This is a genomic window from Streptomyces sp. NPDC030893 (assembly GCF_055571535.1).
Genome location: NZ_JBVIFC010000011.1, coordinates 1 through 25,689 on the forward strand (window position 1 = coordinate 1; position 25,689 = coordinate 25,689).

22 protein-coding genes are annotated in these 25,689 nt (G+C 72.2%); 14 read left to right on the top strand and 8 right to left on the bottom strand.

What is annotated here, in order from left to right; all coding sequences use genetic code 11:
* Positions 1-348 precede the first annotated feature (348 nt).
* The 9 genes from tatA to ACZ434_RS20755 all read left to right on the top strand — a co-directional run bounded on the left by tatA (position 349) and on the right by ACZ434_RS20755 (position 10,406).
* Positions 349-633: a Sec-independent protein translocase subunit TatA gene (tatA, locus tag ACZ434_RS20715; protein ID WP_215205977.1), complete on the top strand. Its 285-nt coding sequence runs from the start codon at positions 349-351 to the stop codon at positions 631-633.
* A 47-nt stretch (positions 634-680) separates the two neighbouring features.
* Positions 681-1,619: a twin-arginine translocase subunit TatC gene (gene tatC / locus ACZ434_RS20720; protein ID WP_468457873.1), complete on the top strand. Its 939-nt coding sequence runs from the start codon at positions 681-683 to the stop codon at positions 1,617-1,619.
* A 31-nt stretch (positions 1,620-1,650) separates the two neighbouring features.
* Positions 1,651-2,541 carry a diacylglycerol kinase gene (locus tag ACZ434_RS20725; RefSeq protein ID WP_468457875.1) on the top strand — a complete coding sequence of 297 codons (891 nt, stop codon included), beginning with the start codon at positions 1,651-1,653 and terminating at the stop codon, positions 2,539-2,541.
* A 41-nt stretch (positions 2,542-2,582) separates the two neighbouring features.
* Complete coding sequence (locus ACZ434_RS20730; RefSeq protein ID WP_468457877.1) at positions 2,583-5,441, top strand: DEAD/DEAH box helicase; 2,859 nt, start codon at positions 2,583-2,585, stop codon at positions 5,439-5,441.
* 383 nt (positions 5,442-5,824) lie between these two features.
* Positions 5,825-7,435 carry a sensor histidine kinase gene (locus tag ACZ434_RS20735; RefSeq protein WP_468457879.1) on the top strand — a complete coding sequence of 537 codons (1,611 nt, stop codon included), beginning with the start codon at positions 5,825-5,827 and terminating at the stop codon, positions 7,433-7,435.
* Positions 7,432-7,839 carry a roadblock/LC7 domain-containing protein gene (locus ACZ434_RS20740; RefSeq protein WP_024885160.1) on the top strand — a complete coding sequence of 136 codons (408 nt, stop codon included), beginning with the start codon at positions 7,432-7,434 and terminating at the stop codon, positions 7,837-7,839. The genes ACZ434_RS20735 and ACZ434_RS20740 overlap by 4 nt, the downstream gene beginning before the upstream one ends.
* On the top strand, positions 7,836-8,246 hold the full coding sequence (locus ACZ434_RS20745) for a DUF742 domain-containing protein (RefSeq protein ID WP_468457882.1): 411 nt from the start codon (positions 7,836-7,838) through the stop codon (positions 8,244-8,246). Before ACZ434_RS20740 ends, ACZ434_RS20745 begins: the two co-directional genes overlap by 4 nt.
* On the top strand, positions 8,227-8,847 hold the full coding sequence (locus ACZ434_RS20750; protein WP_468457884.1) for a GTP-binding protein: 621 nt from the start codon (positions 8,227-8,229) through the stop codon (positions 8,845-8,847). The genes ACZ434_RS20745 and ACZ434_RS20750 overlap by 20 nt, the downstream gene beginning before the upstream one ends.
* Before the next feature lie 53 nt (positions 8,848-8,900).
* The gene (locus tag ACZ434_RS20755; RefSeq protein WP_468457886.1) at positions 8,901-10,406 is read left to right on the top strand and encodes a cytochrome P450; all 1,506 of its coding nucleotides are present in this window, start codon (positions 8,901-8,903) and stop codon (positions 10,404-10,406) included.
* On the opposite strand, the gene ACZ434_RS20760 is transcribed toward ACZ434_RS20755, so the two are convergent.
* From ACZ434_RS20760 to ACZ434_RS20775, 4 genes are all read right to left on the bottom strand, one after another.
* The gene (locus ACZ434_RS20760) at positions 10,400-11,350 is read right to left on the bottom strand and encodes an RluA family pseudouridine synthase (protein WP_468457888.1); all 951 of its coding nucleotides are present in this window, start codon (positions 11,348-11,350) and stop codon (positions 10,400-10,402) included. The genes ACZ434_RS20755 and ACZ434_RS20760 overlap by 7 nt on opposite strands.
* Before the next feature lie 985 nt (positions 11,351-12,335).
* The gene (locus ACZ434_RS20765) at positions 12,336-12,623 is read right to left on the bottom strand and encodes a hypothetical protein (RefSeq protein WP_468457890.1); all 288 of its coding nucleotides are present in this window, start codon (positions 12,621-12,623) and stop codon (positions 12,336-12,338) included.
* Between the two features lie 91 nt (positions 12,624-12,714).
* A complete protein-coding gene (locus ACZ434_RS20770; RefSeq protein ID WP_468457892.1) occupies positions 12,715-13,560 on the bottom strand; it encodes a siderophore-interacting protein in 846 nt (281 codons plus the stop codon).
* Between the two features lie 94 nt (positions 13,561-13,654).
* Complete coding sequence (locus tag ACZ434_RS20775) at positions 13,655-14,584, bottom strand: 5'-3' exonuclease (protein WP_468458264.1); 930 nt, start codon at positions 14,582-14,584, stop codon at positions 13,655-13,657.
* A gap of 231 nt (positions 14,585-14,815) precedes the next feature.
* Here ACZ434_RS20775 and ACZ434_RS20780 point away from each other — a divergent pair, with 231 nt between their 5' ends.
* The 4 genes from ACZ434_RS20780 (at position 14,816) to ACZ434_RS20795 (ending at position 20,256) form a co-directional block, all read left to right on the top strand.
* Positions 14,816-15,907, top strand: coding sequence for a quaternary amine ABC transporter ATP-binding protein (locus ACZ434_RS20780; protein ID WP_468457894.1), 1,092 nt, complete (start codon positions 14,816-14,818; stop codon positions 15,905-15,907).
* Positions 15,900-18,518, top strand: a complete 2,619-nt coding sequence (locus ACZ434_RS20785) for an ABC transporter permease/substrate binding protein (protein WP_468457896.1) — start codon at positions 15,900-15,902, stop codon at positions 18,516-18,518. The genes ACZ434_RS20780 and ACZ434_RS20785 overlap by 8 nt, the downstream gene beginning before the upstream one ends.
* Positions 18,519-18,961: 443 nt before the next feature.
* Entirely contained in the window at positions 18,962-19,531 is a 570-nt protein-coding gene (locus ACZ434_RS20790; protein WP_468457899.1) for a helix-turn-helix domain-containing protein, read from the top strand.
* Positions 19,528-20,256 (top strand): helical backbone metal receptor, encoded by a 729-nt coding sequence (locus ACZ434_RS20795; RefSeq protein ID WP_468457901.1) that lies wholly within the window; start codon positions 19,528-19,530, stop codon positions 20,254-20,256. Before ACZ434_RS20790 ends, ACZ434_RS20795 begins: the two co-directional genes overlap by 4 nt.
* Here the strand turns inward: ACZ434_RS20795 and ACZ434_RS20800 are convergent.
* Positions 20,183-21,319 (bottom strand): TDT family transporter, encoded by a 1,137-nt coding sequence (locus ACZ434_RS20800; protein WP_468458266.1) that lies wholly within the window; start codon positions 21,317-21,319, stop codon positions 20,183-20,185. The two genes, ACZ434_RS20795 and ACZ434_RS20800, sit on opposite strands and share 74 nt — an antisense overlap.
* Positions 21,320-21,389: 70 nt before the next feature.
* Here ACZ434_RS20800 and ACZ434_RS20805 point away from each other — a divergent pair, with 70 nt between their 5' ends.
* A complete protein-coding gene (locus tag ACZ434_RS20805) occupies positions 21,390-22,322 on the top strand; it encodes a LysR family transcriptional regulator (RefSeq protein ID WP_468457903.1) in 933 nt (310 codons plus the stop codon).
* A gap of 289 nt (positions 22,323-22,611) precedes the next feature.
* Here ACZ434_RS20805 and ACZ434_RS20810 read toward each other — a convergent pair whose 3' ends face one another.
* The 3 genes from ACZ434_RS20810 to ACZ434_RS20820 form a co-directional block, all read right to left on the bottom strand.
* Positions 22,612-23,298, bottom strand: a complete 687-nt coding sequence (locus ACZ434_RS20810) for a gamma-glutamyl-gamma-aminobutyrate hydrolase family protein (protein ID WP_468457905.1) — start codon at positions 23,296-23,298, stop codon at positions 22,612-22,614.
* An 18-nt stretch (positions 23,299-23,316) separates the two neighbouring features.
* A complete protein-coding gene (gene eat, locus ACZ434_RS20815) occupies positions 23,317-24,762 on the bottom strand; it encodes an ethanolamine permease (RefSeq protein ID WP_468457907.1) in 1,446 nt (481 codons plus the stop codon).
* 155 nt (positions 24,763-24,917) lie between these two features.
* A complete protein-coding gene (locus tag ACZ434_RS20820; RefSeq protein ID WP_468457909.1) occupies positions 24,918-25,652 on the bottom strand; it encodes a FadR/GntR family transcriptional regulator in 735 nt (244 codons plus the stop codon).
* Positions 25,653-25,689: the final 37 nt, after the last annotated feature.

Consider the following 25,689-nt stretch of genomic DNA (forward strand, 5'->3'; position numbering starts at 1 on the left):
ACCCCCCAGGTCATCCGTTCGACAGAGGGGACACAGTCATACCGGGCCCGGAGGCCAGCAGCCCCATTGCAGGACCGCGAAAAACATAACGGGGGGGGAGGCACGACTGCCCGCGGGAACGGCGCGGTAGGCGGGCGTCGCGGCCTGTCGGGGCGTGGGGCGGGGCAGGTACGCTGCTGAGCGCGGCGCGGAGAACGAGGCCCGGGTCGCGGACGGGAGTACGCACGGGGATTGCCGCACGTTTACCCCTGAGCGTTACGATCGCTGTCAGCACGGTCGTTCGGACGGATGTCCGGCCGGTCGGACAGCACCCCACCTCCAGCAGCCTCGGTGAGAAGGTAAAGACTTATGTTCGGTGGCAAGATCGGCGCACCCGAGATCATTCTCATCCTCGTAGTCGTCATCCTGCTGTTCGGCGCGAAGAAGCTCCCGGACATGGCGCGGTCGCTCGGCAAGTCGGCCCGCATCCTCAAGAGCGAGGCCAAGGCGATGAAGGAGGACAAGTCCTCCGCTCCCGCCGACCCGCCGGCCCCCGGGGAGGAGCCCGCGGCGCAGCGCACGATCCAGGCCGCTCCCGGCGACGTGACCAGTTCCCGCCCGGTGGCGGAGCCGACGGACACGACCAAGCGCTGACGCGGGGCCGGTGAACTCCGGCCCGCCGTACGAGATGGGAACGTGGGTTGCTCAAGTCTGCCCGCAAGCAGGAGAAGGATCCCGAGGGGCGGATGCCCCTCGCGGAGCACCTTCGTGAGCTCCGCAACCGGCTGGCGAAGGCCCTGCTGGCCATCGTCCTGGTGACGATCGCCGCTGCCTTCTTCTACAACGACATCATCAACTTCTTCACCGAGCCCGTCTTCAAGTCCGTCGGGTGCGAGAAGTCCTTCGCGGAGCTCGCCCGCTCGGACAGCAGGGAGCCGTGCGCGCAGATCACGATCAACGGTCTGCTCACGCCGTTCACGCTGGCGCTGAAGGTCTCCCTGATGGCCGGCATAGTACTGGCCTCGCCGGTCTGGCTGTACCAGCTGTGGGCCTTCGTCGCCCCGGGGCTGCACCGGCACGAGAGGAAGTACGCCTACGCGTTCGTCGCGACGGGCTTCCCCCTCTTCCTCAGCGGCGCCTACTTCGCGTACGCGGTGCTGCCGACGACGGCCGAGGTGCTCATCACCTTCACGCCGTTCGGCGTCGACAACCTGCTGCCGCTGGACGACCTGCTCGATCTCGTGACGCGCATGGTGGTGGTCTTCGGTCTCTCCTTCGAGCTGCCGCTGCTGCTGGTCATGCTCAACTTCACCGGTGTCCTCAGCGGCAAGCGGATGCTCGGCTGGTGGCGCGGCATGATCATGGGCATCACGCTGTTCGCGGCCATCGCCACGCCGAGCACCGACCCGCTGACGATGGTCGCGCTCGCCGGACCGATCTGGGTCCTGTACTTCGGTGCGGTCGCCGTGGCCCTGCTCAACGACCGCCGCAGGCGCCGCCTGGAGGCCATGGGCCCCGCCGACGACGAGGCGTCCGAGCTGGACCTGACGCCGGAGGCCATCGACCCCGTCGAGCCCGTGCCCGCGCTGCCCGAGCAGGCGACCAGGGACCGGGTCAACGGTTATGACGACGTGACCTGAGGATCGGCTCGCAGCTCATAGGGTCACTCCCGTGACCAGCGAGATCACTCTCTTCGTCAACCCCACCGCGGGCCGCGGCCGGGGCGCCCGTGCGGCGCTGCCGGCCGCTTCCGCGCTGCGGGACGCCGGCTTCTCGGTGCGGACCGTCCTCGGTGACGACCCCCAGGACGCCCTGGCCCGGGCGCGCGCCGCGATCGACGAGGGGACCGGCGCCCTGGTCGCCGTCGGGGGCGACGGGATGGCGAACCTCGCGCTGCAGGCCGTCGTCGGCACCGGCACCCCGTTCGGCCTGGTCGCCGCCGGGACCGGCAACGACTTCGCCCGCGCGCTCGGCATGCCGCTGAGGGAACCCGCCGCCGCCGGCCGGATGATCGCCGACGCCCTCAAGGCCGGCCGGGTCCGCGACATCGACCTCGGCCGGATCGGCGACCGCTGGTTCGGCGCCGTGCTCGCCTCCGGCTTCGACTCCCGGGTCAACGACCGCGGCAACCGGATGCGGCTGCCGCTCGGGCGCCTGAAGTACGACGTCGCCATGGTCGCCGAACTGGCGGCCTTCCGGCCGCTGCCGTACCGGATCACCCTCGACGGCGGCGAGGTCCGCGAGATCGAGGCGACCCTGGTGGCCGTCGGCAACGGGCCGTCGTACGGCGGCGGCATGCGGATATGCCCCGGAGCGGATCTCACCGACGGGCTGTTCGACATCACGATGGTCGGCGAGTGCAGCCGCGCCACGCTGCTGCGGGTGTTCCCCAGGGTCTACCGGGGCACGCACGTCGGCCACCCCGCGATCACCGTGCTGCGCGCGAGGAGCGTGGAGCTGGCCGCCGAGCAGGTCACCGGGTACGCGGACGGGGAGCCGGTGGGGCCCCTGCCGCTGACCGCGCGGTGTGTCCAGGGCGCCCTGCGGGTCGTCGGCCCCTGATTCCCGGGGGTCCTCGCCGCCCACGGGGACGGTTACCGATAATGATCGTCCTGTTGTCGGTGCGGCCCGGTACGCTCGAAAGCACGATGACAGAGGATCTCTCCCCGGCCGAGCGGTACGCGGCAGCACGCAGGCGCGCTGCCGAGCAGGCCACGGCGCTCGCGTCCTTCCGCGAGATGTACGACTTCGGCCTCGACCCCTTCCAGATCGAGGCCTGCCAGGCGCTCGAGACGGGCAAGGGCGTGCTGGTCGCCGCGCCCACCGGCTCCGGCAAGACGATCGTGGGCGAGTTCGCCGTCCACCTCGCCCTCCAGCAGGGCAAGAAGTGCTTCTACACGACGCCCATCAAGGCGCTGTCGAACCAGAAGTACGCCGACCTGTGCCGCCGCTACGGCACGGACAAGGTGGGCCTGCTCACCGGCGACAACAGCGTCAACTCCGACGCCCCGGTGGTCGTGATGACCACCGAGGTGCTGCGGAACATGCTGTACGCCGGGTCGCAGACCCTCCTCGGCCTCGGCTACGTGGTGATGGACGAGGTGCACTACCTCTCCGACCGCTTCCGCGGCGCCGTCTGGGAGGAAGTGATCATCCACCTGCCCGAGTCGGTGACCCTGGTGTCACTGTCGGCGACGGTGTCGAACGCGGAGGAGTTCGGCGACTGGCTGGACACCGTCCGCGGTGACACCCAGGTGATCGTCTCCGAGCACCGGCCCGTGCCGCTGTTCCAGCACGTGCTCGCCGGTCGCCGGATCTACGACCTGTTCGAGGAGGGCGAGGGCCGTAAGAGGGCCGTCAACCCCGACCTCACGCGCATGGCGCGCCTGGAGGCGAGCCGCCCGTCCTGGGGCGACCGCCGGCGCGGGCGGGGCACCATGCGCGAGGCCGACCGGGAGCGGGAGCGCAGACAGCGCTCGCGCGTGTGGACGCCGAGCCGGCCGGAGGTCATCGAGCGGCTCGACGCCGAGGGCCTGCTGCCCGCCATCACCTTCATCTTCAGCCGCGCCGCCTGCGAGGCCGCCGTCCAGCAGTGCCTGTACGCGGGCCTGAGGCTCAACGACGAGGAGGCACGGGCGGCGGTCCGCTCCCTGGTCGAGGAGCGCACCTCCTCCATCCCGGCCGAGGACCTGCACGTCCTGGGCTACTACGAGTGGCTGGAGGGCCTGGAGCGGGGCATCGCGGCGCACCACGCGGGCATGCTGCCGACGTTCAAGGAGGTCGTGGAGGAACTGTTCGTCCGCGGCCTGGTGAAGGCCGTGTTCGCCACCGAGACCCTGGCGCTCGGCATCAACATGCCCGCCCGTTCGGTGGTGCTGGAGAAGCTGGTCAAGTGGAACGGCGAGCAGCACGCCGACATCACCCCCGGCGAGTACACCCAGCTGACCGGCCGGGCCGGCCGGCGCGGCATCGACGTCGAGGGCCACGCGGTGGTGCTGTGGCAGCGCGGGATGAACCCCGAGCACCTGGCGGGACTGGCCGGTACGCGCACGTATCCGCTGCGGTCCAGTTTCAAGCCGTCGTACAACATGGCGGTCAACCTGGTCGAGCAGTTCGGCCGGCACCGCTCGCGGGAACTGCTCGAGACGTCCTTCGCGCAGTTCCAGGCGGACAAGTCGGTCGTCGGCATCTCGCGCCAGGTGCAGCGCAACGAGGAGGGTCTCGAGGGCTACAAGGCCTCCATGACCTGCCACCTCGGCGACTTCGAGGAGTACGCGCGGCTGCGCCGCGAACTGAAGGACCGGGAGACGGAGCTGGCTCGGCAGGGCGCGGCGCAGCGCCGCGCGGAGGCCGCCGTCGCGCTGGAGAGGCTCAAGCCCGGTGACATCATCCACGTACCCACCGGCAAGTACGCGGGGCTGGCGCTGGTGCTCGATCCGGGGCTGCCCGCGGGGCGTTCGGGCGGGCACCGCGGCGTGGAGTACCACGACGGTCCGCGCCCGCTGGTGCTGACCGCCGAGCGGCAGGTCAAGCGGCTGGCGTCGATCGACTTCCCGGTGCCGGTGGAGGCGCTGGAGCGGATGCGGATCCCGAAGTCCTTCAACCCCCGTTCCCCGCAGTCCCGCCGGGACCTCGCCTCGGCGCTGCGCACCAAGGCCGGGCACATCGCACCGGAGCGGCACCGCAAGAAGAGGTCCCAGGCGGCCGACGACCGGGAGATCGCGCGGCTGCGCAAGGAGCTGAGGGCGCACCCGTGCCACGGCTGCGAGGACCGCGAGGACCACGCCCGCTGGGCCGAGCGCTACCACCGGCTGCTGCGTGACACCTCGCAGCTGGAGCGCCGGATCGAGGGCCGGACGAACACCATCGCCCGCACCTTCGACCGGATCGTGGCGCTGCTGACCGAGATGGACTACCTGCGCGGCGACGAGGTCACCGAGCACGGCAAGCGGCTGGCGCGGCTGTACGGCGAACTCGACCTGCTGGCCAGCGAATGCCTGCGCGAGGGCGTCTGGGAGGGGCTCGCCCCCGCCGAACTGGCCGCGTGCGTGTCGGCGTTGGTGTTCGAGGCACGGGTCGCCGACGACGCGATGGCGCCCAAGCTGCCCTCGGGCAGGGCCAAGGCGGCGCTCGGCGAGATGGTCCGCATCTGGGGCCGGCTGGACGCCCTGGAGGAGGACTTCCGGATCAGCCAGACCGAGGGCGTGGGCCAGCGCGAACCCGACCTCGGCTTCGCCTGGGCCGCCTACATGTGGGCCTCGGGCAAGGGCCTGGACGAGGTACTGCGCGAGGCGGAGATGCCGGCCGGTGACTTCGTGCGCTGGTGCAAGCAGGTCATCGACGTACTCGGCCAGATCTCGGCCGCCGCCCCGGCCGTCGAGGGTTCGACGGTCGCCAGGAACGCGCGCAAGGCCGTCGACGGACTGCTGCGCGGCGTCGTCGCCTACTCCTCGGTGGGCTGACCGAACCGACACCCACCGCCCGAAGCCCGGTGCGCCCCGTGCGCGCCGGGCTTGTGCGTTCCCCGCGCCCCCATGGGCCGCATCACCGGCCCGCTGAACGGGCAGGCTCAGGGGGCCGCGGGGGCTTCCTCACCCGTGACGGTGAGTGTTCCTCGTACGTCCGCACGCCGTGACGCGCTGTGTTCGAAAAGAAGCGAAGCGTGCAAATGACCTGAGCGTACTCCTGCCTCAGAGGTCATTTCCGGCACTCGCCGAATATGACTTCGCGATGATCCCGTCGGACTAAGCTCGCCCGCAGCGCACCGAGTTGAGATGGATTCGTGCGCTTGTTCCCCTATGTGCACGTTCCCCGGTCATCAGTCGATTCGCATCAGAGGGCTCACATGGCGAGTGTCCAACTTCCTTACGCACGCGTGCTGTTGCTGCCGGCCATAGTGATGGCCGCGGCGACCGGAGCCGCCGTCGCCCTGGTGACGGAGTCCGCCCGGACCGCTGTCGGTGTGTGCGGTGCCGTCGCGACCCTGCTCGTGACCACCGCCGCGGCCGAGGCGGTGCGCCGCGGCCGCGTGCTGCGGGAGGCCCGCGCCGAGTACGACCGTCACCGCGCGAACCTGGAGGCGCGGATCGCCGCCCACGACACGGAGACGCAGTACTTCACCCAGCAGGTCGTCCCCGCCGCCCTCGACTACCTGCACAGCGGCAACGACCCCGGCGAGGTGCTCCGCGGCCTGCCCCGGCTGAACCCGGCCTGGCGCGACCTGCCGAAGTACCAGATCGCCCTGCTCGGGACCATGCTGAACATCATCGACGAGGAGGAGAAGCTGCGTGACTCCGCCCAGCGTTCCTTCGTCAGCATCGCCCGCCGCGTCCAGGCGATCGTCCACCAGCAGGCCAAGGAACTCCGCGAGATGGAGGAGGACCACGGCCGCAACCCCGAGGTCTTCGACGACCTGCTGCGCATCGACCACGGCACCGCGCTGATCGGCCGCCTCGCCGACTCCATCTCCGTCCTCGGCGGCGGCCGGCCCGGACGCCAGTGGCCCAAGCCCGTCGCCCTCTACAGCGTGCTGCGCGGCGCCATGTCCCGCATCCTCGAGTACCGCCGCATCGACCTGAAGTCCATCGCCAAGATCAACATCAAGGGCATCCACGTCGAGCCGGTCATCCACGCGGCCGCCGAACTCCTCGACAACGCCACCCGTTACTCGCCCCCGACCTCCAAGGTCAGCGTCACCGCCACGGAGGTGCAGACCGGCGTCGCCATCGAGATCGAGGACGCCGGAGTCAGCCTCGACGAGCAGGCCCGGGCCCGGATCGAGGGGATTCTGGAGCAGGCCAAGCGGGGCGTCGACCTCCAGGAGATCAGCGGTAACCCGCGCCTCGGTCTCGCCGTCGTCGGCCGCCTCTGCACGGCGTTCGACATGCAGGTCTCCCTGCGGGCCTCGGCCTACGGGGGGGTCCGCGCCGTCCTGGTCGTACCGAGCGAGATGATCACCGACCAGCCCGGAGTGGGCCTCGCCCACGGCATCGGCGCGACCGCCGTGCCCCGCCCGGTCGACGCCCTCCCGGGCCCCGAGCGCGCACCCAAGAGGCGCCGCCCCACCAGCCCCCGTATCCCCGACACGGTCCCGTTGGAGGACGACGTCCCCGAGGTCACCGAGTGGACCGCCGGCGGACTGCCCCAGCGCCGCAGCCGGGTGAAGACCCCCCTGGCCCAGCGGTACGCGGAGCAGGCGGCCGTCGAACGGGCCGAGCGGGAGGCCAGGGAACGCGGCGAGGAGTACCACGACATCTGGGCCCGGCCCGAGCCCGAGAAGAAGAAGCAGAACGACCGCGAACCCGGGCTGTGGGTCGACGCCTTCTGGGAGGGCCTGAAGAAGGACCTCGACCCGGGCGTCCACCCCACCGACTTCACCCGGAACCCGACCGCCTACCTGCATCTCATCAACGAACCGGCCCGCACCGAGGCCGATGACGAGGGGGACCTCAAGTGATCCAGCAACGAGCCAACTTCGACTGGATGCTCAAGGAGCTCGCCGACGGCGTACCCGGCGTCGAGATGATCGTGGTGCTCTCCGCCGACGGCCTGCGCATCGCCCGCTACGGCGGTGAGCCCGACGCCGCCGACCGGGTCGCCGCCGCCTGCGCGGGCGTGCAGAGCCTCGCCGGGGCCGTCGCCCAGGAACTCCCGCACGGCGACGGCGAGATGAAGATGGTGCTCATCGAGATCGACGAGGGCTACTTCTACCTCATGGCGGCCGGCGCCAACGCCTATCTCGCGGTGCTCTCCGACATGACGTGCGAGCCCGGCCGGATGGGCGGCATGATGCGCGACCTCGTCGTCCGCATCGGCGCCCATCTGACCAGTCCGCCGCGACGGAACGGGCAGACCGTATGAGTCCTCCGCAACGCCAGAGGCGCTCCCCCCAGGACGGCCCCCCTCCGCGGCCGGCCGCACCGGCCGGGAAGGAGGGCGAGGGTGGCAACCCCGAGCGGCTGTACGTGGTCGCCGGCCCGGACGGCGACCGGGCGGACATCGACCTCGTGACGCTGATCGTGGCGCGCTCCCCGGACCCGCCGCCCTCCGCCACCCCCGAGCAGGCGGCGCTGCTGCGGCTCTGCGTCGCCCCCCTGTCCGTGGCCGAACTGTCGGCCTACCTCAGCCTGCCGTTCAGCGTGGTGACCGTGCTGCTCACCGAGATGCTGGCGGCGGAACTGGTCCAGGCGCGCTCCTCGATCGTCCGCAAGGCGCTCCCCGACCGTTCCCTTCTCGAAGCGGTGATGCATGGACTTCAAAGGCTCTGAGACCATCCCGGGACCCCGGGCCGAGGATCAGCTGCCGCATACGGCCGAGGCCGCGGTGAAGATCGTCATCGTCGGCGGATTCGGGGTCGGCAAGACGACCATGGTCGGCTCGGTCAGCGAGATCAAACCGCTGACCACCGAGGAGACCATGACGCAGGCCGGCATCGGGGTCGACGACAACTTCGGCTCGGCGTCCAAGACGGCCACCACCGTCGCCATGGACTTCGGCCGCATCAAGATCACGGACCAGCTGGTGCTGTACCTCTTCGGCACCCCCGGCCAGGAGCGCTTCTGGTTCCTGTGGAACGGACTGTTCGAGGGGGCGCTCGGCGCGGTCGTCCTCGTCGACACCCGCCGCCTCGAAGTCAGCTTCGACGTCATGGGGCGCCTGGAGGAACGCGGAGTGCCGTTCGTCGTCGCCGTCAACTCCTTTCCGGACGGCCCGCGTTACCCGATCGCAGACCTGCGGTCGGCCCTCGACCTGTCCGAGCACATCCCCATCGTGGAGTGCGACGTGCGGCGCCGCGCCTCCAGCCGTGACGTGCTGATGACCCTGATGCGGTTCCTGCACTCCCTCGCCATGACCCGCTCGCTCACCTGATCCCCGGGATCCCTCCCCCCAGCCCGCTGCTTCCCCTCTCCGGAGCGACCACTGTGACGCCTGAACCCCACTCCCTGACGGGAGACTCCCCGACCGGCACGGACGGCGCCCGGCCCGAGCCGCCGCCCGGCTGCCCCGCGCACGGCCGGGGCCCCGGCGGGCTCGCCCGGCTGCACGAGTCGGCGGACCTGCGGAAGCTGTACGAGGAGCTGCGGGCCGAACACGGCCCGGTGGCGCCCGTGCTGGTCCACGACGACGTGCCGCTGTGGGTGGTCCTCGGCCACACCGAGAGCCAGCAACTGGTGCGCACCCCCGCGCAGTACTGCAAGGACAGCCGCATCTGGTCCCCGCTCGGCGAGGGCCTGGTCAAGCCCGACCATCCGCTGATGCCGCACATCGCCTGGCAGCCGATGTGCGCGCACGCCGAGGGCGACGAGCACAAACGGCTGCGCGGCGCCATCGACACCGCCGTGGCGGCGACCGACTTCCGCGGACTGCGCCGGCACGTCAACCGCAGCGTCCAGCGGGTCGTCAACCAGTTCTGCGAGGTGGGCGAGGCGGACCTGGTCCGCCAGTACGCCGAGCACCTGCCGATGGCCGTGATGTGTCACGTCCTCGGCATGCCCGACGAGTACAACGACCGGATCGTCGAGGCCGCCCGCGACATGCTCCGGGGCACCGAGACCGCCATCGCCAGCAACGCGTACATCATGGGCGCGCTGGAACGCCTCACCGCCCGCCGCCGCGCCGAACCGATGGACGACTTCGCCGGGCATCTCATCGCCCACCCGGCCGGACTGACCGACGAGGAGGTCAGTCAGCACCTCAGAGTGGTGCTGATCGCCGCCTGCGAGGCGACCGCCAACCTCCTCGCCAATGTGCTGCGTCAGGTGCTGATCGACCCGCGCTTCCGCTCCCAGCTCAACGGCGGCCAGATGACCGTGCCCCAGGCGGTGGAGCAACTGCTCTGGGACGAGCCGCCGTTCAGCACCATTTTCGCCTACTACGCCAAGCAGGAGACGGAGCTCGGCGGTCAGCGCATCCGCAAGGGCGACGGACTGCTGTTCGCGCCGGCCCCGGCCAACGTCGATCCACGCGTGCGCCCCGACCCGACCGCCGACATGCAGGGCAACCGCTCCCACCTCGCCTTCGGCGGCGGCCCGCACGAGTGCCCCGGCCAGGACATCGGCCGCACCATCGCCGAAGTCGGCGTCGACGCCCTGCTCATGCGGCTGCCCGACGTGGAACTCAGCGTCGACGAGGAGGAGTTGGCCTTCACCGAGTCGATCGCCTCGCGGCATCTCGTGTCGCTGCCGGTCCACTTCATGCCCCGGCCGCAGCAGGACGTGACACAACGGCCCAGCCACGAGAACGACGCTTCCCCGCAGCCGGCCTGGCACATCGGCGCGGCCCGCCCGAGGACGGTGACGGCCCCCGAGCCGGAGCCGTCCGTGGCGTACGCGGCGCCGCCCGTGCCGGTGCCCCCGCCGCCGCTGACCGAACCGGCCCCGCCGCGGAACGCGTGGCAGCGCTTCCTGAACTGGTGGCGGGGCTACTGACCGGCCGCCCAGTCCTCGTACGAGGTCCAGGCGGCGAGCGCCCGGCCGCTGGTGAACCGGTGCTCCACGCCCGTCACCGGGTCGGTGAACTCCAGTGCCCGCGCGAGCAGTTGCAGCGGACGCCGGAAGTCACCGGCCGGGACGGGGCCGGTCACCTCCGGGTACAGCGGATCGCCGAGGATCGGCACGCCGAGGGTGTTCATGTGGACCCGCAGCTGATGGGTCTGCCCGGTGCCGGGCACCAGCCGGTACCGGCCGAGACCGTCCGGGCGGTGGCCGGCGAGTTCGACCCGGGTCACGGCGTTCGGCTCCCCCTCGACTTCCCGGGCGGTCAGCACCCCGCGTTCCTTCACGATCCGGCTGCGTACGGTCCGGGGCAGCACCAGCGCCGGGTCGTACGGCGCGACCGCCTCGTACTCCTTGCGCACCAGGCGGTCGCGGAACAGGGTCTGGTACGCGCCCCGCTCCCCGGGCCGCACCGTGAACAGCACCAGGCCCGCGGTGAGCCGGTCGAGGCGGTGCGCGGCGCCCAGCTCCGGAATGCCGAGCTCACGGCGGAGCCGGGCGAGCGCGGTCTGGGCGACGTGGCTGCCGCGCGGGGTGGTGGCCAGGAAGTGGGGCTTGTCGACGACGACGATGTGCTCGTCCCGGTGCACGACCTCCAGCGGGAACGGCACGGGCACCTCGGCGGGCAGCTCCCGGTGGAACCACAGGAACATACCGGGCTCGTACGGCGTCCGGGCCGGTACGGGACGCCCGTCCGCCCCGACGATCCGGCCCGCGGCGAACATCTCGTCGATCACTCCGGCACCGGCGGCCAGCCGCTGCACCAGATGCTCCCGCACCGTGGCCCACTGCTCCCCGGCGGGCAGCCGCACCCGCACGGGGTCCACCCCGTCGCGCTGCGGCAACGGAGAGGGCGGCACGGTCCGTCTGCGTCTCACACCGAGCAAGCGTACGGGCGCCCGGCACCGGCACGCGCCCGGCTCGGCAGTACCCCTGGCCTGCGGCGGACGACCCACGGTGAAAGCTCCGCCGGCGAGACTCGTGCCGTGGCAGTGCGGCAACGGTGCCGAGCCGGCTCTCCGCCGCGGCGGAGAGCCGTGCCGTGCGGCCCGCGGACGCGGCTCAGGGGCCTGCCGACGGGGACACGGCCACGCCGGAGTGCCGGCGCCCGCGGTGCGGCACGCCGAGACCCCGCCCTGGTGGCATACCGGCCCGGGCCGGGCTCGCCCCCGGCGGGCGGTCTCGGTGGAGCGCCTGCGGTGCCGCCGATGGCGGCGAACCTGAGCGGAGGCCCGGGTGTGTGGGTGTCGGATCGGGGCTTGTCGCTGGGGGCGCGGCGCGGAGGGGTGCCTGTGCTGGTGGCGTGCGAGCTCGGTGGCGGGCGGTCTCGGTTGAGTACTGCGGTGCCGCCGGTGGCGGCGAACGTGAGCGGGGGTCCGGGGGTGTGGGTGTTGGGTCGGGGCTCGTCGCTGGGGGAGCGGTCACGGAGGGGTGCCTGTGCTGGTGGCGTGCGGGCACGGCGCGGGGCTCGCCCCCGGCAGGCCCTCTCGCTTGAGCACCTCCGGTGCCGGTGGTGGAGGCGAACCTGCGCGGAGGTCCGGGTGTGTGGGTGTCGGGTCGGGGCTCGTCGCTGGGGGTGCGGTCACGGAGGGGTGCCTGTGTTGGTGGCGTGCGGGCGCGGCGCGGGGCTCGCCGCCGGCGGGCGGTCTCGGTTGAGCGCCTGCGGTGCCGCCGGTGGCGGCGAACGTGAGCGGGGGTCCGGGTGTGTGGGTGCTGGGTCGGGGCTCGTCGCTGGGGGCGCGGAGGGGTGCCTGTGTTGGTGGCGTGCGGGCGCGGGGGCGGTGGGGTGTCTGCGGTGCGGTCGATGGCGGTGGTGGACCGGGTGGGGCCCTTGCGGCTGCGGCGTACCGCGTGCGTGGTGGGTCAGCTGCCCGGGTCCCGGGGCTCGTCGTGACGGACCGCCCGGATCAGCTCCGCCTCGATCTCCAGGAGCGGCCGGCCCTCGGCGCGGGCGTAGTCGGTGACCGCGACGCGGACGTCACGGGCGAGGTCGCGCCAGGCCCGCCAGGCCGTCTCCCACGTCGCCCGCTGGTGGGCGCTCCAGTGGGCGCGGGCGCGCGGATCGTAGGTGTCCCGCAACTGCTGGACCCGGTTGTGTGCCTCGTCCGCCGCGCGCTGCTTGGCCACGAGTTCGTCGAAGGTGTGTGCCACGCGCCCGGATCCTGGGCCAGCGGCCCGCCCCCGGACGCTCGCCACGCCGCGCGGGCCGGGGCGGCGTGCCGCGGTTCACCCGGCCGGAGGCTCAGGCCGAGGCCCCGGCGCTCTCCTGCTCCGCCTCGATACGGGCGTTCCAGTCCTGCTTGGAGGCCTGCCAGCCGTCCTCGTTGTGGCCGAGGCGCCAGTAGCCGGAGATCGACAGGTCCTCGCGCGGAATGCCGCGGTCCACCCGCAGCAGCCGGCGCAGCTCCTTCACGAAGTGGGCCTCGCCGTGGACGAAGGCGTGCACCCGGCCCTCGGGGAAGTCGAGACCGCGCACGGCCTCCACCAGCGCCTCACCGACCCGGCGCCCGCCGCGGTGCAGCCACCGCACCTCCACGTCGGAGTCGATCTTCTGCTCCTCCTCGGCGCCGGACACCTCCACGAAGGCGAACGCCCTGGCCCCCCGCGGCAGCGCCTCCAGGGAGCGGGCGATCGCGGGCAGCGCGCTCTCGTCGCCGACGAGGAGGTGCCAGTCGGCGGCCGGATCCGGGGCGTAGGCGCCACCGGGGCCGACGAACCGTACGAGCTCGCCGGGCCGGACGCTCGTCGCCCAGGGCCCGGCCAGTCCCTCGTCCCCGTGGACGACGAAGTCCAGGGTCATCTCCCGGTGCTCGGCGTCCCACTGCCGCACGGTGTACGTACGGGTCACCGGCCACTGGTCGCGCGGAAACTCCTCACGGATGCGCTGGAGGTCGAAGGGCTCCGGGTAGGTCACCCCCGCGGCCGGGAACAGCAGCTTGACGTAGTGATCGGTGCAGGTGTCCGCCGCGAGGCCGGCCAGGCCCTCGCCGCCGAGCACCACGCGCTGCATGTGCGGGGTCAGCCGCTCGGTGCGGACGACCTCGGCGGTGTGCGCGGTGCGCGCCGCGCGGACCGGTCGCTCTGCCATGAGGTGCCTCCCAGCTGTGGTGGTTAGGTTTACCTAAGTTAGCACCTCGGCCGGGGTCGACGGGCGGGCGCCCGGGTTCGGTGACGCGTGCGGCTCACGACGACAGCGTCGTCAGCAGACGCTGGAGCGAACCGCCCAGACCCCACCGGGCGGCCAGCGACTCCGCCCCGGCCGGGTCGCGCGGCACACGCGGCAGCGCCGTGTCGACGTCCGGCAGCGGAACGTCGTCCGCGACCCGGACGACCTTGGGGGCGACCGCGAGATACGGCCGCGCCGCGTCCAGGCGCCCCCGCTGGGTCGGTGTGAGCTTGGCCCGCCGGTCGTCCACGGCCGCCAGGATCCCGGCCAGATCGCCGAACTCGGCCAGCAGCTTGGCCGCCGTCTTCTCGCCGACGCCCGGCACGCCCGGCAGTCCGTCGCTCGGATCACCGCGCAGCAGCGCCAGATCCGCGTACCCCTTGCCGTCCACCCCATACTTCTCGCGCAGTGCGGCCTCGTCGGTGACCTGGAGCGTGCCCACGCCCTTGAGCGGGTACAGCACGCGCACCCCGCGCGCGTCGTCCACCAGCTGGTACAGGTCGCGGTCACCGGTGACGATGTCGACCGGGCCGTCCGCCCGCGCGGTGAACGTGCCGATCACGTCGTCCGCCTCGTACTCCGCGACCCCCACGCGCGCGATGCCCACCGCGTCCAGCACGCTCTCGATGACCGGCACCTGCGGCGACAGCGTGTCGGGCACCTCCTCCTCGTCCGGGCCCTGCGCGTGCTCCTGCGCGACCCGGTGCGCCTTGTAGGACGGGATCAGGTCCACCCGCCACTGCGGGCGCCAGTCGGCGTCCATGCAGGCCACCAGGTGGTCCGGCCGGTGGTCCTTCACCAGGCGGTCGATGAAGTCGAGCAGCCCGCGCACGGCGTTCACCGGCGTGCCGTCCGGGGCCCGGACGGACTCCGGGACGCCGAAGTAGGCGCGGAAGTACAGGGAGGCGGTGTCGAGGAGCATCAGTCGTCCGGTCACGTCCCGCATCATGCCGCACGGCACCGACAGCGCCCCGCAGGAAGCGCCCCGGTGCGCTCTCCGCAACGAGTTGTGCCCTGCGCGACCACTGTGAGGCGGCGCACGAACGCGTTTGCCCGGTGCGAAACCGGGGAGGCGCGGGCCCGGAGCGATGCCGGTTACAGATTCAACTGTTGTGGGCCGCGTGAGCCGCCCGCCGGGCATCGCTTCCGTCATTTGCCGTCGAGACAAGAGGTACGCGTGTCATCAACGCTTGAGGCCGAGCATCTGTTCAAGGTGTTCGGCAGACGACCGGACCAGGCGGTCGAACGACTGCGCCAGAAGGAAGCGGACCGCGAGGAGCTGCGCGCCGACGGCGTCACCGCCGCCGTCATCGACGCCTCGTTCACGGTGGAGCCGGGCGAGATCTTCGTCGTCATGGGCCTGTCGGGCTCGGGCAAGTCCACCCTCCTGCGGATGCTGAACGGCCTGCTGGAGCCGACCGCCGGACACGTGCGCTTCGACGGCCAGGACCTGACAGCGCTGTCCGACCGGGAGCTGCGTCAGGTCCGCTCCCAGAAGATCAGCATGGTCTTCCAGCACTTTGCCCTGTTCCCGCACCGCAGCGTCCGTGACAACGCTGCCTACGGTCTTGAAGTGCAGGGCGTGCCCCGCGCCGAGCGCGAACGCCGCGCCGACGAGGCGCTCGCCCTGTGCGGCCTGGCCGGCTGGGAGAACTCGTGGCCCGACGAGCTGTCCGGCGGTATGCAGCAGCGCGTCGGCCTGGCCCGGGCGCTCGCCACGGACGCCGATCTGCTGCTGATGGACGAGTCCTTCAGCGCCCTCGACCCGCTGATCCGCCGCGACATGCAGGATCAGCTGATCGAACTGCAGAAGAAGCTGAAGAAGACCATCGTCTTCATCACCCACGACCTCAACGAGGCCATGCGTCTGGGCGACCGCATCGCGGTGATGCGTGACGGCCGCATCGTGCAGATCGGCACCGCGCAGGACATCCTGATCCGCCCGGCCAACGACTACGTCGCCTCCTTCACCCAGGACGTCGACCGCTCCCGCGTGCTCACCGCCGGGGCCGTCATGGACCCCGAGGTGCGCGGCGACGAGGCCGACTGCGGCTGCGAGACCGCGACGCCCGGGACGCCGTTCACCGACCTGTGCGCGATCAGCGCCCGCGTACCGCACCCCGTGGCGGTGCTGGACAAGGAGAACGCCGTCGTCGGCGTCGTGCCGCGCCGGCGCCTCGTCGGCTTCCTCGGCGACGAGGAGTCCGACCCCGGTGTCTGCGACACCCCCCGGGACAAGGGCGGCGAGAAGGTGATGGCCCGTGCCTAGGATTCCGCTCGGCGACTGGGTCAACAGCACCGTCGACTGGCTGCTCGACAACGTCACCTGGCTGTTCGACTTCTTCAAGGCCGTCTTCACCGGCGCCTACGACGGTGTCAACGCCGTCCTCCAGGCGCCCGCGCCGCTGATCCTCTGCGGCATCTTCGCCGTCATCGCGTTCTGGCTGCGCGGCACCTTCGCCGGTGTCCTCACCTTCTTCGGCTTCGCCTTCCTCGACTCCATGGAGTTGTGGGAGGACTCGATGGTGACGCTGGCGCTGGTCATCGTCGCCACCGTGATCGCCCTGGTCATAGCCGTGCCCGTGGGCATCTGGGCGGCCCGCTCGGACCGGGTGAGCGCCCTCGTGCGGCCGGTCCTGGACTTCATGCAGACGCTGCCCGCGATGATCTACCTCATCCCGGCGATCCTGTTCTTCGGGACCGGCCCCGCCCCGGGCATCGTCGCCACCCTGATCTTCGCGCTCGCCCCGGGCGTGCGCATGACCGAGCTGGGCATCCGCCAGGTCGACAAGGAACTGGTCGAGGCCGCCGAGGCGTTCGGCACCACGCCCCGTAACACCCTGCTCCGCGTCCAGCTGCCGCTGGCGCTGCCCACGGTGATGGCGGGCGTCAACCAGGTCATCATGCTCGGCCTGTCCATGGCCGCCATCGCCGGCATGGTCGGCACCGGCGGCCTCGGCGGCGCGGTCATCGAGGCCATCGGCCAGCTCAACATCGGCCTGGGCGCCGAGTCCGGTCTCGCCATCGTGATCCTGGCGATCTACCTGGACCGCATGACCAGCGCGCTGGGCACCCATGTCTCCCCGCTCGGCCGGCGGGCCGCCGCCAAGGCACGCGCCGCGCAGGGACTCAGGATCTGGTCCTACCGGCCCCGCCCGCAGGTCGCCGTGGTCGGCATCGTCGTCCTCGCCCTGGTCGCCGGCGGAATGAGCCTGTTCGGCGGCGGCGCCGGAGACTCCACCACCACCGCCGACGGCAAGAACGTCGGCGCCGGCAAGAAGATAAGCATCGGCTACATCCCCTGGGACGAGGGCGTCGCCTCCACCTTCCTGTGGAAGGAGATCCTCGAGCAGCGCGGCTTCGAGGTCGAGGCCAAGCAGTTCGAGGCGGGACCGCTCTACACCGCCCTCGCGCAGGGCAACATCGACTTCCAGACCGACGCCTGGCTGCCCACCACGCACGAGGCCTACTGGAAGAAGTACGGCGAGCAGCTCGACGACCTCGGCACCTGGTACGAGGAGACGACGCTGGAGCTGACCGTCCCGGCGTACATGGAGGACGTCGACTCGCTGGAGGACCTGAAGGGCAAGGCCTCCACCTTCGGCGGGAAGATCACCGGCATCGAGTCCAGCGCCGGCATGATGGGCCTGCTGAAGGACAAGGTCCTGGGCGACTACGGCCTGGACAAGGAGTACGAGGTCGTCGACAGCTCCACGCCGGCGATGCTGGCCGAGCTCAAGCGCGCCTACAGCAAGAAGGAACCGGTCGTCGTCACGCTCTGGTCGCCGCACTGGGCGTACAGCGACTACGACCTGAAGAAGCTCGAGGACCCCAAGGGCTCCTGGGGCGAGGGCGACGGCGTGCACCTGGTGTCCCGCAAGGGCTTCGCCGGGGAGAACCCGGTCGTCGGCCAGTGGCTGAAGGACTTCTCGATGACCGAGAAGGAACTCACCAGCCTGGAGGCCGAGATCAACAAGGCCGGCAAGGGCCGGCAGCAGGACGCCGTCCGCGCCTGGCTGAAGGAGAACCCGGGCATCGTCGACAAGCTGGCCCCGGTCGCGTCCGGCTCCGGCGACACCCCGGCCGAGGCGAAGCGGACGCTGGACGTGGCGTGGTTCCCCTGGGAGGAGGACGTCGCCATCACCTACCTGTGGAAGAACGTCCTGGAACGGCGCGGCTACAAGCTGAACCTCAAGCAGATGGACGTCGGCCCGGTCTACACCGGACTCGCCTCCGGGGACCTCGACCTCAACTTCGACGCCTGGCTGCCGCACTCGCAGAAGAACTTCTACGAGCCGAACAAGGACAAACTCACCGACCTGGGCACCTGGTACGAGCCGGTCTCCCTGGAGATCTCCGTCCCCTCCTACGTCAAGGACGTCACGTCGCTGGCGGACCTCAAGGGCAAGGCCGACCTGTTCGACGGCCGGATCGTCGGCATCGAGCCGGGCACCGGCCAGATGGACATCCTCAAGAACAAGGTCCTGCCCGCCTACGGCCTGGACAAGGAGTACGAGGTCGTCGACGGCTCCTCGCCGGCGATGCTGGCCGAGCTCAAGCGGGCCCACGCCAAGAAGGAGCCCATCGCGGTCACGCTCTGGTCGCCGCACTGGTCGTACAGCGAGTACGAGCTGACCAAGCTGGAGGACCCGAAGCGCGCCTGGGGCGAGAGCAACACCATCCACACCATCGCGAGCAAGAAGTTCCCCGAGCAGTACCCGCAGCTCACGAAGTGGATCAAGGGCTTCACGATGAGCGAGGACGAGCTCGGCACCCTGGAGAAGGAGATCAAGGACCGCGGTCAGGGCAAGGAGGAAGAGGCCGTGGCCGCCTGGCTCGAGGAGCACCCGGACATCGTGGGGCGCATGACCCCGCGGTAGTGACGGCACCGCGGGAACGGTGATCCCGCGGTACGCCGCCGTACCGGCCGCCCAGGAGGGGCGGGCCCGGAACCGCCCCGACGGCGCGGTCCGGGCCCGCCCCTCCGGCATGTCCGAAAGCGGCCATGGACACGGTCGGAATCCGGACAACCACGGAGCGCGATGCTCTCCCCGAACCTTCCCGGCCCTCCTGGTGACCTTCCGCCGGGCACGGGGAACAATGGCGGGAACACCCCCTTTTCGTATCGGTGGGGGAACCGGGGGGCCCGCCGGGCGGGCGGCGTGAACCGTGAGGTCGGCACCGGCCGAGCGGTACGGCGACGTGACAGGGGCCTGAAACGGTTTGCCGAACATGCGTAGGGTGCAGACAACCGAACAGAAGGAGCGCGCCGGGACGCCGGCGCGCGGGGCGCGGGACGATCGGTGAGGAGGGAGCCGGAGCGATGGGCGATCACAAGGAACAGCCTTTGCGGGTGGGCGCCGCCGTGCGGCGTCGCCGCCGCGCACTGGAGCTGACCCTCGCCGTCGTGGCCGAGCGCAGCGGTCTGTCGGTGCCGTTCCTGAGCCAGATCGAGAACGAGCGGGCGCGTCCCAGCCAGAGCTCCCTGGAGAAGGTCGCCGACGCCTTGCGCACCACCGCGGTGGAACTCCTCGCCGCCGCCGACCCGGCGTGCAGCGTGGACGTCGTCCGCGCCGAGGGCGCCGCGCCCTGGGCGGAGCCCCTGGTGCGCTCCCTGGTGCGCGGTCACCATCAGATGCACGCCTCGGAGTTCACCGGCGACCATGACGCGGGGCGTGAACTGCAGTTCCGCAACGATCAGTTGATGTACGTCGCGGACGGTGCCGTGGAGATCGAGGCCGAGGGCCGCGCCTACCGTCTCGGCCGCGGCGACACCCTGTACCTGACCGGAGGCGTCCGGCACCGCTGGCGGGCCACGGTCCCGGAGACCCGGCTGCTGGTCGTCGCGGTCGCCGAGGACATCGAGGCGCTGCGGGACAAGCCGCAGCGATGAGCCGCCCCCGGGTCGTCTCCCTCGTCCCCTCGCTCACGGAGGCCGTGGCGCGCTCCGCCCCCGGCGCCCTCGCCGGCGCCACCGACTGGTGCACGCATCCGGCAGGACTGGACGTCGTACGCGTCGGCGGCACGAAGAACCCCGAGGTGGAGCGGATCACCGCCCTCGCCCCCGACCTGGTGATCGCCAACGAGGAGGAGAACCGCGGGCCCGACCTGGCGGCCCTGCGGGCGGCGGGCCTCCAGGTGCTGGTGACGGAGGTCCGGACGCTGCCCGGGGCCTTCGCCGAGCTGGACCGGGTGCTCACGGCGTGCGGGGTGACGGCACGGCCCCGGTGGCTGGACGAGGCCGAGGCGGCCTGGGACGCCCTGCCCCCGCCCCGGGAGCACCTGACGGCGGTCGTGCCCATCTGGCGCCGTCCCTGGATGGTGCTGGGCCGGGACACCTTCGCCGGCGATCTGCTCGCCCGCCTCGGCGTCCGCCAGGTGTACGCCACCCACCCCGAGCGCTACCCGCGCGTCCCGCTCGACGAGCTGCGCGCGGCGCGGCCGGACCTCGTCGTGCTCCCCGACGAGCCGTACCGCTTCACCGCCGACGACGGCCCCGAGGCCTTCCCCGGACTGCCCTGCGCGCTGGTCGACGGCCGGCACCTCACCTGGTACGGGCCGTCACTGGCCGAGGCGCCGGCAGTGCTGGCCGGGGCTCTGCGAGCAGCGCGCCGCTGACCAGGCCGCGGGTGGTGTGCAGCGCGGCCGTGGCCCAGGCAGCGACGAGAGCGGCGTAGAGCAGGACGGTCAGCGCGTCCCAGGCCGGCAGTCCGGTGTGCCGGGACAGCGCGGCGGAGCCGGTGACACAGGTGCCGACCGGGAAGGTGAACGACCACCAGGTCATGGAGAAGCGCATCCCGTGGCGGCGCGCTCGTACGACGTGGGCGGTGGCGAGGCAGAGCCACAGCAGCGCGAACCCGGTCACGGGCACCCCGTACAGCACGGCGAGCAGGCCGAAGCCCTGGTCGTACGGCGCCGGTACGACTCCGGGGGCGACGTCGGCGAACGCGCCGGCCGCGGTGGTGGACTGACCGAGCGGGCCGAGCACCAGGAACAGCGTCGGAGTGAGCGCGAGGGGGAGGGGGCCGCCGGTGAGCAGCCGGGCGAACACCAGCGGCAGCATCAGCAGGGTGGCGAGCAGGCTGAGCCCGAACATCGCGAAGCACGCGAAGAGCAGGGTCTCCCGGGGCTGCCCCGGCGGCAGGTGCGGCACCAGCCGCGGTCCGAGGGCGGCGGACACCATCGGCGCGACCAGCGGCAGCAGCCAGGCCGGCGTCGCCTGCCCGGGCGTGACGCGGTGCCGTACGGCCATGAGGTACGGCACGGCCACGGCGGCCGCCAGCCCCACTGCCGTACCGGCGCCGAACAGCACGGCGTCCAGGACGACGGCGGGACCGGTGCCGATCCAGTCCCGTCCGACGGCGAGTCCGCCGCCGCCCACCGAGAGCAGCGCCATGGACAGACAGCCGTAGAACGGAACGACGGCGGGGTCGAGCAGCTGGGAGCGGGCCCGGTCGCGGTGGTGGACCCAGTGCAGGGCGCGGGCGGCGAGCAGCACCACGAGCAGCAGCAGGGACAGGGCCCAGACGGCGGCGAGGGCGGCGCGCAGGCCGGGTACGCGGACCGGGAGCACCGCACCGGCGGCGGCCACGATGGCGGTGCCCATGACGCAGGCGTACCAGTTGGGTCCGAGATGACGGACGCGGGCGGCACGCGCGGGCCGTGCGGTGGCGAGGAGCATGGTCATACGGTCGTACCGGGCGTGGGCCGTCACCAGGGAGTCCGCCCCTATGGCGGCATAAGCTGGCCTTATGAGCAAGACGGAGGGCCACGGCGACCGCCCCGTGAGCGTCGGATCGCTGGGCCACCGGGTGCCGGAACTCGGGGCGCTGGAACTGCTGCTGGCGGTGGCGCGGCTGGGGAGTCTGGGCGGCGCCGCGCGGGAGCTGGGCATCACCCAGCCGGCGGCGAGCAGTCGCATCCGGTCGATGGAACGGCAGCTCGGGGTGGCCCTGGTCGACCGCTCCCCGAGAGGATCGCGGCTGACCGACGCGGGGGCGCTGGTCACCGACTGGGCGCGGCGGATCGTGGAGGCGGCGGAGGCGTTCGACGCGGGCGCGCAGGCGTTGCGCGACCGCAGGGACTCACGGCTGCGGGTGGCGGCGAGCATGACGATCGCCGAGTATCTCCTGCCGGGCTGGCTGCTCGCGCTGCGCGCGGAACGTCCGGACACGGCGGTGTCGCTGCTCGCGGGGAACTCGGCGGCGGTGGCGGAGCGGTTGCTGTCGGGGGACGCGGACGTCGGGTTCGTGGAGGGGCTGACCGTCCCGGCCGGGCTGGACTCGGCGGTGATCGCCCACGACCGGCTGATCGTCGTGACCGCGCCGTCGCACGTGTGGGCGCGCAGGCGGCGGCCGCTGGCGGCGGAGGAGCTGGCGGCCACCCCGTTGATCCTGCGGGAGGAGGGGTCGGGGACGCGGCAGGTACTGGACGCCGCGCTGGGCGGGCTGGCGCGGCCGTTGATCGAGCTGTCCTCGACGACCGCGGTGAAGGCGGCGGTGGTGAGCGGGGCGGGTCCTGCGGTGGTGAGTGAGCTGGCGGTGGGGGAGGAGCTGGCGATGCGGCGGCTGGTGCGGATTCCTGTGGAGGGGGTGGCGTTGGCGCGTGATCTGCGGGCTGTGTGGCCGACGGGGCATGTGCCTGCCGGGCCGGCGCGGGATCTGTTGTCGCTGACGCGGGGGTGAGGGGCGCGGGGTATTTGGCGTGCGCCTCGTGAGGGCTGGGCGGGGGGGTGGTTTGCGCAGCCCGGCGCTTGCGGGGTGCCGTCGCGCCCACCCGTGCCGCCCTGCGGCACGACTGCCCGCGGGAACGGCAGGGTGGCGGCACGCTGCCCGCGCGAGCGGGGAGCCGCGGCAGCCGCGGGAGCGGGGAGCTGTAGGAACGGGGGGGCGTGGGGGAGCTGCGGGAGACGGGGGCACGGGGGCACGGGGAGCTGCGGGAGCGGGAGTCGCGGGGCTGTGGGGGTCGGTGGGGTCAGGGGGTTGTTGCTGTGATCAGGGCTTGCATGAGGCGGAGGTCTTCGGCCATTTCGGGGTGCCATTGGACGCCCAGGGTCCAGGGGGCCGCGGTGAGTTCGACGGCCTCCACCGTGCCGTCCTCCGCGTAGGCCGACGGGATCAGGCCCCGGCCCAGGCGGTCCACCGCCTGGTGGTGGTAGGTCGGTACGGAGGTCACCTCCGGGACGGCCGCCGCGTAGCGGGTGCCCGGGACCGGCTTCACCGGGTGCAGCCCGAAGGCGCCCGGTACCTCCGCGTGGCCGTCGATGTGCTGGACCAGGGTGCCGCCGAGGGCGACGTTCAGCAGCTGCATGCCCCGGCAGATGCCGAGCAGGGGGACCCCGCGCTCCAGCGCGGCCCCGATCAGCGCCAGCTCCCAGGCGTCCCGCGCCCGGGCGGGCGGCCCGGTGCGCGGGTCCGGCACGGCGCCGTAGCGGACGGGCTCCACGTCCGGGCCGCCCGCGACGACCAGGCCGTCGAGCCGGGCCACGGCGTCCGCCGCCCGCTCCGGCGCGTCCGGCGGGAGCATCGCGGCCAGTCCGCCCGCCCGCTGCACCAGCCGTGGATAGCCGGCCGGCAGCAGCGCGGCGTCCAGCCGCCACACGCCCCAGCGCACACCGGACTCCGCATAGGTGCTGATACCGATGAGTGGTCCGGCCGTCATGCCCTCACCTTTCCCGCGTCAGTCGCGTGACAACTCCGCCTCGGCCGCCGCCAGCGCCGCGAACTCCTCCTCCGGTGCCTTCGCCACCAGGTGCCTGCGGCTGTACAGGCCGAAGTACGCCAGCGCCACGATGTACACCGCCAGGGCGATGAACGCCGCCGTCACATCCACCAGGAACGTCGCCACCAGCGCCGCGCACGCCAGCACCAGCGCCACCGAGGAGGTCAGCACACCGCCCGGCGTCCGGTACGGCCGCGGCAGTTCCGGCTCCCGGCGGCGCAGCACGATGTGCGACAGCGACATCAGCGCGTACGAGATCGTCGCGCCGAAGACGGCGATGTTCAGCATCCGGGCCCCGTTGCCCGTCCCGGCGGCCAGCGCGAAGCCGATCGCGCCCGGTACGAGCAGACCGAGGTACGGCGCCCGGCGGCTGCTGGTGAGCGAGAGGAACCTCGGCAGATAGCCCGCGCGGGACAGCGCGAACAACTGGCGCGAACCGGCGTAGATCAGCGAGAAGAACGACGCCACCAGGCCCGCGAGGCCCGCGTAGTTCACGATCCGGCTCAGCACCGTCGCCTCGCCGTCCGGCTGGAGCGCCTCCACCAGCGGATTGCCCGCGTCCTGGATCGCCGCCGAGCCCCGCGCCCCGGCCGCCGCGAAGAAGGTCACCACGGCCAGCACCACCAGGATGCCCATGGACCAGCGGATCGCCCTCGGCAGCGTACGGGCCGGCTCCCTGGTCTCCTCGGCGGCCAGCGGTACGCCCTCCACACCCAGGAAGAACCACATCCCGAACGGGAACGCCGCCCAGATGCCCAGCAGCCCCATCGGCAGCCAGGAACTCGCGCCGAACGCCGCTTCGTCCACCGGGATGTCGTCGAGGGAGGAGGCGTCGAACTCGGGCAGCGCGGCCAGCGCGAAGACCACCAGCGCCGCCACCGCGATGCCCGTGACGACGAAGCTGAACCTCAGCGCCTCGCCCACGCCCCACAGATGGATGCCGATGAAGACGATGAAGCAGGCCAGATACACCGGCCAGCCGGACTCCAGGCCGAACAGGCCGAGCGACTCGACGTAGTCGCCGATGAAGATGGAGATCGCGGCCGGGGCGAGCACGTACTCGATGAGGATCGCGGTCCCGGTGAGGAATCCGCCCCACGGTCCGAGCGCCCGGCGGGCGAAGCCGTAGCCGCCGCCCGCCGTGGGCAGGATCGAGGACAGCTCGGCGAGGGCGAAGACCATGCAGGTGTACATGGCGCCCATCAGCAGCATGGCGATCGCCAGGCCGCCGAAGCCGCCCTCGGCCAGGCCGAAGTTCCAGCCCGAGTAGTCGCCGGAGACGACGTAGGCGACGCCGAGGCCGGTCAGCAGCAGCCAGCCGGCGCTGCCCCGGCGGAGCCTTCTGCGCGCGAGGTAGTCGTCCGCCTCACCGGCGGGATCTTGGGACGTGGACGGAAGGCTCACGGGGCGACTCCCCAGGGAGTGTGGGCGGGGAAGAGGGCAATGGAACGGATCCAGACCTTTGTGGGCCCATACCTTCGCGGCGGGGACGCCGTGAGCGCAAGACCCGTGCGTCGAGCCGCCGTAAACCCTGCCCCGCGCCCTCACGTGTCACGCCCTCACGCCAGGAACCCCCGCAGCAGCGCCGCCGTCCCCGCGCAGTGCTCGCGCATCATCTCCCGCGCCCCGTCCGCGTCCCCCTCCAGCACCGCCTCGACCAGTGCCGCGTGCTGGCGCTGCGAGTGCTCCAGGTTGCGCACCAGCAGCGGGATGCAGTCCAGCAGGTCGTTCACCGTGGCCCGCACCGCCGCGTACTGCGCGGTCAGCGTCGGGGAGCCGCACAGCTCCGCCAGGGTCAGGTGGAACAGCGTGTCCAGGCGCCGGTAGTCGCCCAGCGGCGCGTCCTGCGTGCCGGACAGCGCCTCGCGCAGCCGCCGCCCCTGCTCGTCCGTCAGCCCGTGCGCCGCGCACAGGCCCGCCGCGCCCACCTCCAGCACCTCCCGGAAGCGCAGCACGTCCTCGATGTCCACCTCGGCGATCCGCCGCCGCAGCTCCTCCTCGCCCGTGTCCGTCGCCCGGGGCAGCACGAACGTTCCGCCGTACCGCCCGCGCCGCGACTCCACCAGCCCCTGGTCCTGGAGCACCTTCAGCACCTCGCGCAGCGTCACCCGGCTGATCCCCAGCCGCTCCGCCAGCTCCCGCTCGGCCGGCAGCCGCTCCCCGCCCGCCACCAGACCCAGCCGCACCACCTGGAGGATCTGCTCCAGCGCCTCCTCGAAGCCGTTGCCCGCCCGGACCTGCCGCAGCACCGGCGCCAGCCGGTCCCCGACCGCGCCGACCGCATCTTCCGGCATCCCGCCGTGCCCCCTTCCCAAGCAATGGTCTCCCGCA

What these genes read in the sequence shown, in the direction of transcription:
- tatA (WP_215205977.1), top strand. Translation starts at nt 349, where the DNA reads ATGTTCGGTGGCAAGATCGGCGCACCCGAGATCATTCTCATCCTCGTA.
- ACZ434_RS20730 (WP_468457877.1), top strand. Translation starts at nt 2,583, where the DNA reads ATGATCGTCCTGTTGTCGGTGCGGCCCGGTACGCTCGAAAGCACGATG.
- ACZ434_RS20735 (WP_468457879.1), top strand. Translation starts at nt 5,825, where the DNA reads ATGGCGAGTGTCCAACTTCCTTACGCACGCGTGCTGTTGCTGCCGGCC.
- ACZ434_RS20745 (WP_468457882.1), top strand. Translation starts at nt 7,836, where the DNA reads ATGAGTCCTCCGCAACGCCAGAGGCGCTCCCCCCAGGACGGCCCCCCT.
- ACZ434_RS20750 (WP_468457884.1), top strand. Translation starts at nt 8,227, where the DNA reads ATGGACTTCAAAGGCTCTGAGACCATCCCGGGACCCCGGGCCGAGGAT.
- ACZ434_RS20770 (WP_468457892.1), bottom strand. Translation starts at nt 13,560, where the DNA reads ATGGCAGAGCGACCGGTCCGCGCGGCGCGCACCGCGCACACCGCCGAG.
- ACZ434_RS20775 (WP_468458264.1), bottom strand. Translation starts at nt 14,584, where the DNA reads ATGCGGGACGTGACCGGACGACTGATGCTCCTCGACACCGCCTCCCTG.
- ACZ434_RS20790 (WP_468457899.1), top strand. Translation starts at nt 18,962, where the DNA reads ATGGGCGATCACAAGGAACAGCCTTTGCGGGTGGGCGCCGCCGTGCGG.
- ACZ434_RS20795 (WP_468457901.1), top strand. Translation starts at nt 19,528, where the DNA reads ATGAGCCGCCCCCGGGTCGTCTCCCTCGTCCCCTCGCTCACGGAGGCC.
- ACZ434_RS20800 (WP_468458266.1), bottom strand. Translation starts at nt 21,319, where the DNA reads ATGCTCCTCGCCACCGCACGGCCCGCGCGTGCCGCCCGCGTCCGTCAT.
- ACZ434_RS20805 (WP_468457903.1), top strand. Translation starts at nt 21,390, where the DNA reads ATGAGCAAGACGGAGGGCCACGGCGACCGCCCCGTGAGCGTCGGATCG.
- ACZ434_RS20810 (WP_468457905.1), bottom strand. Translation starts at nt 23,298, where the DNA reads ATGACGGCCGGACCACTCATCGGTATCAGCACCTATGCGGAGTCCGGT.
- ACZ434_RS20820 (WP_468457909.1), bottom strand. Translation starts at nt 25,652, where the DNA reads ATGCCGGAAGATGCGGTCGGCGCGGTCGGGGACCGGCTGGCGCCGGTG.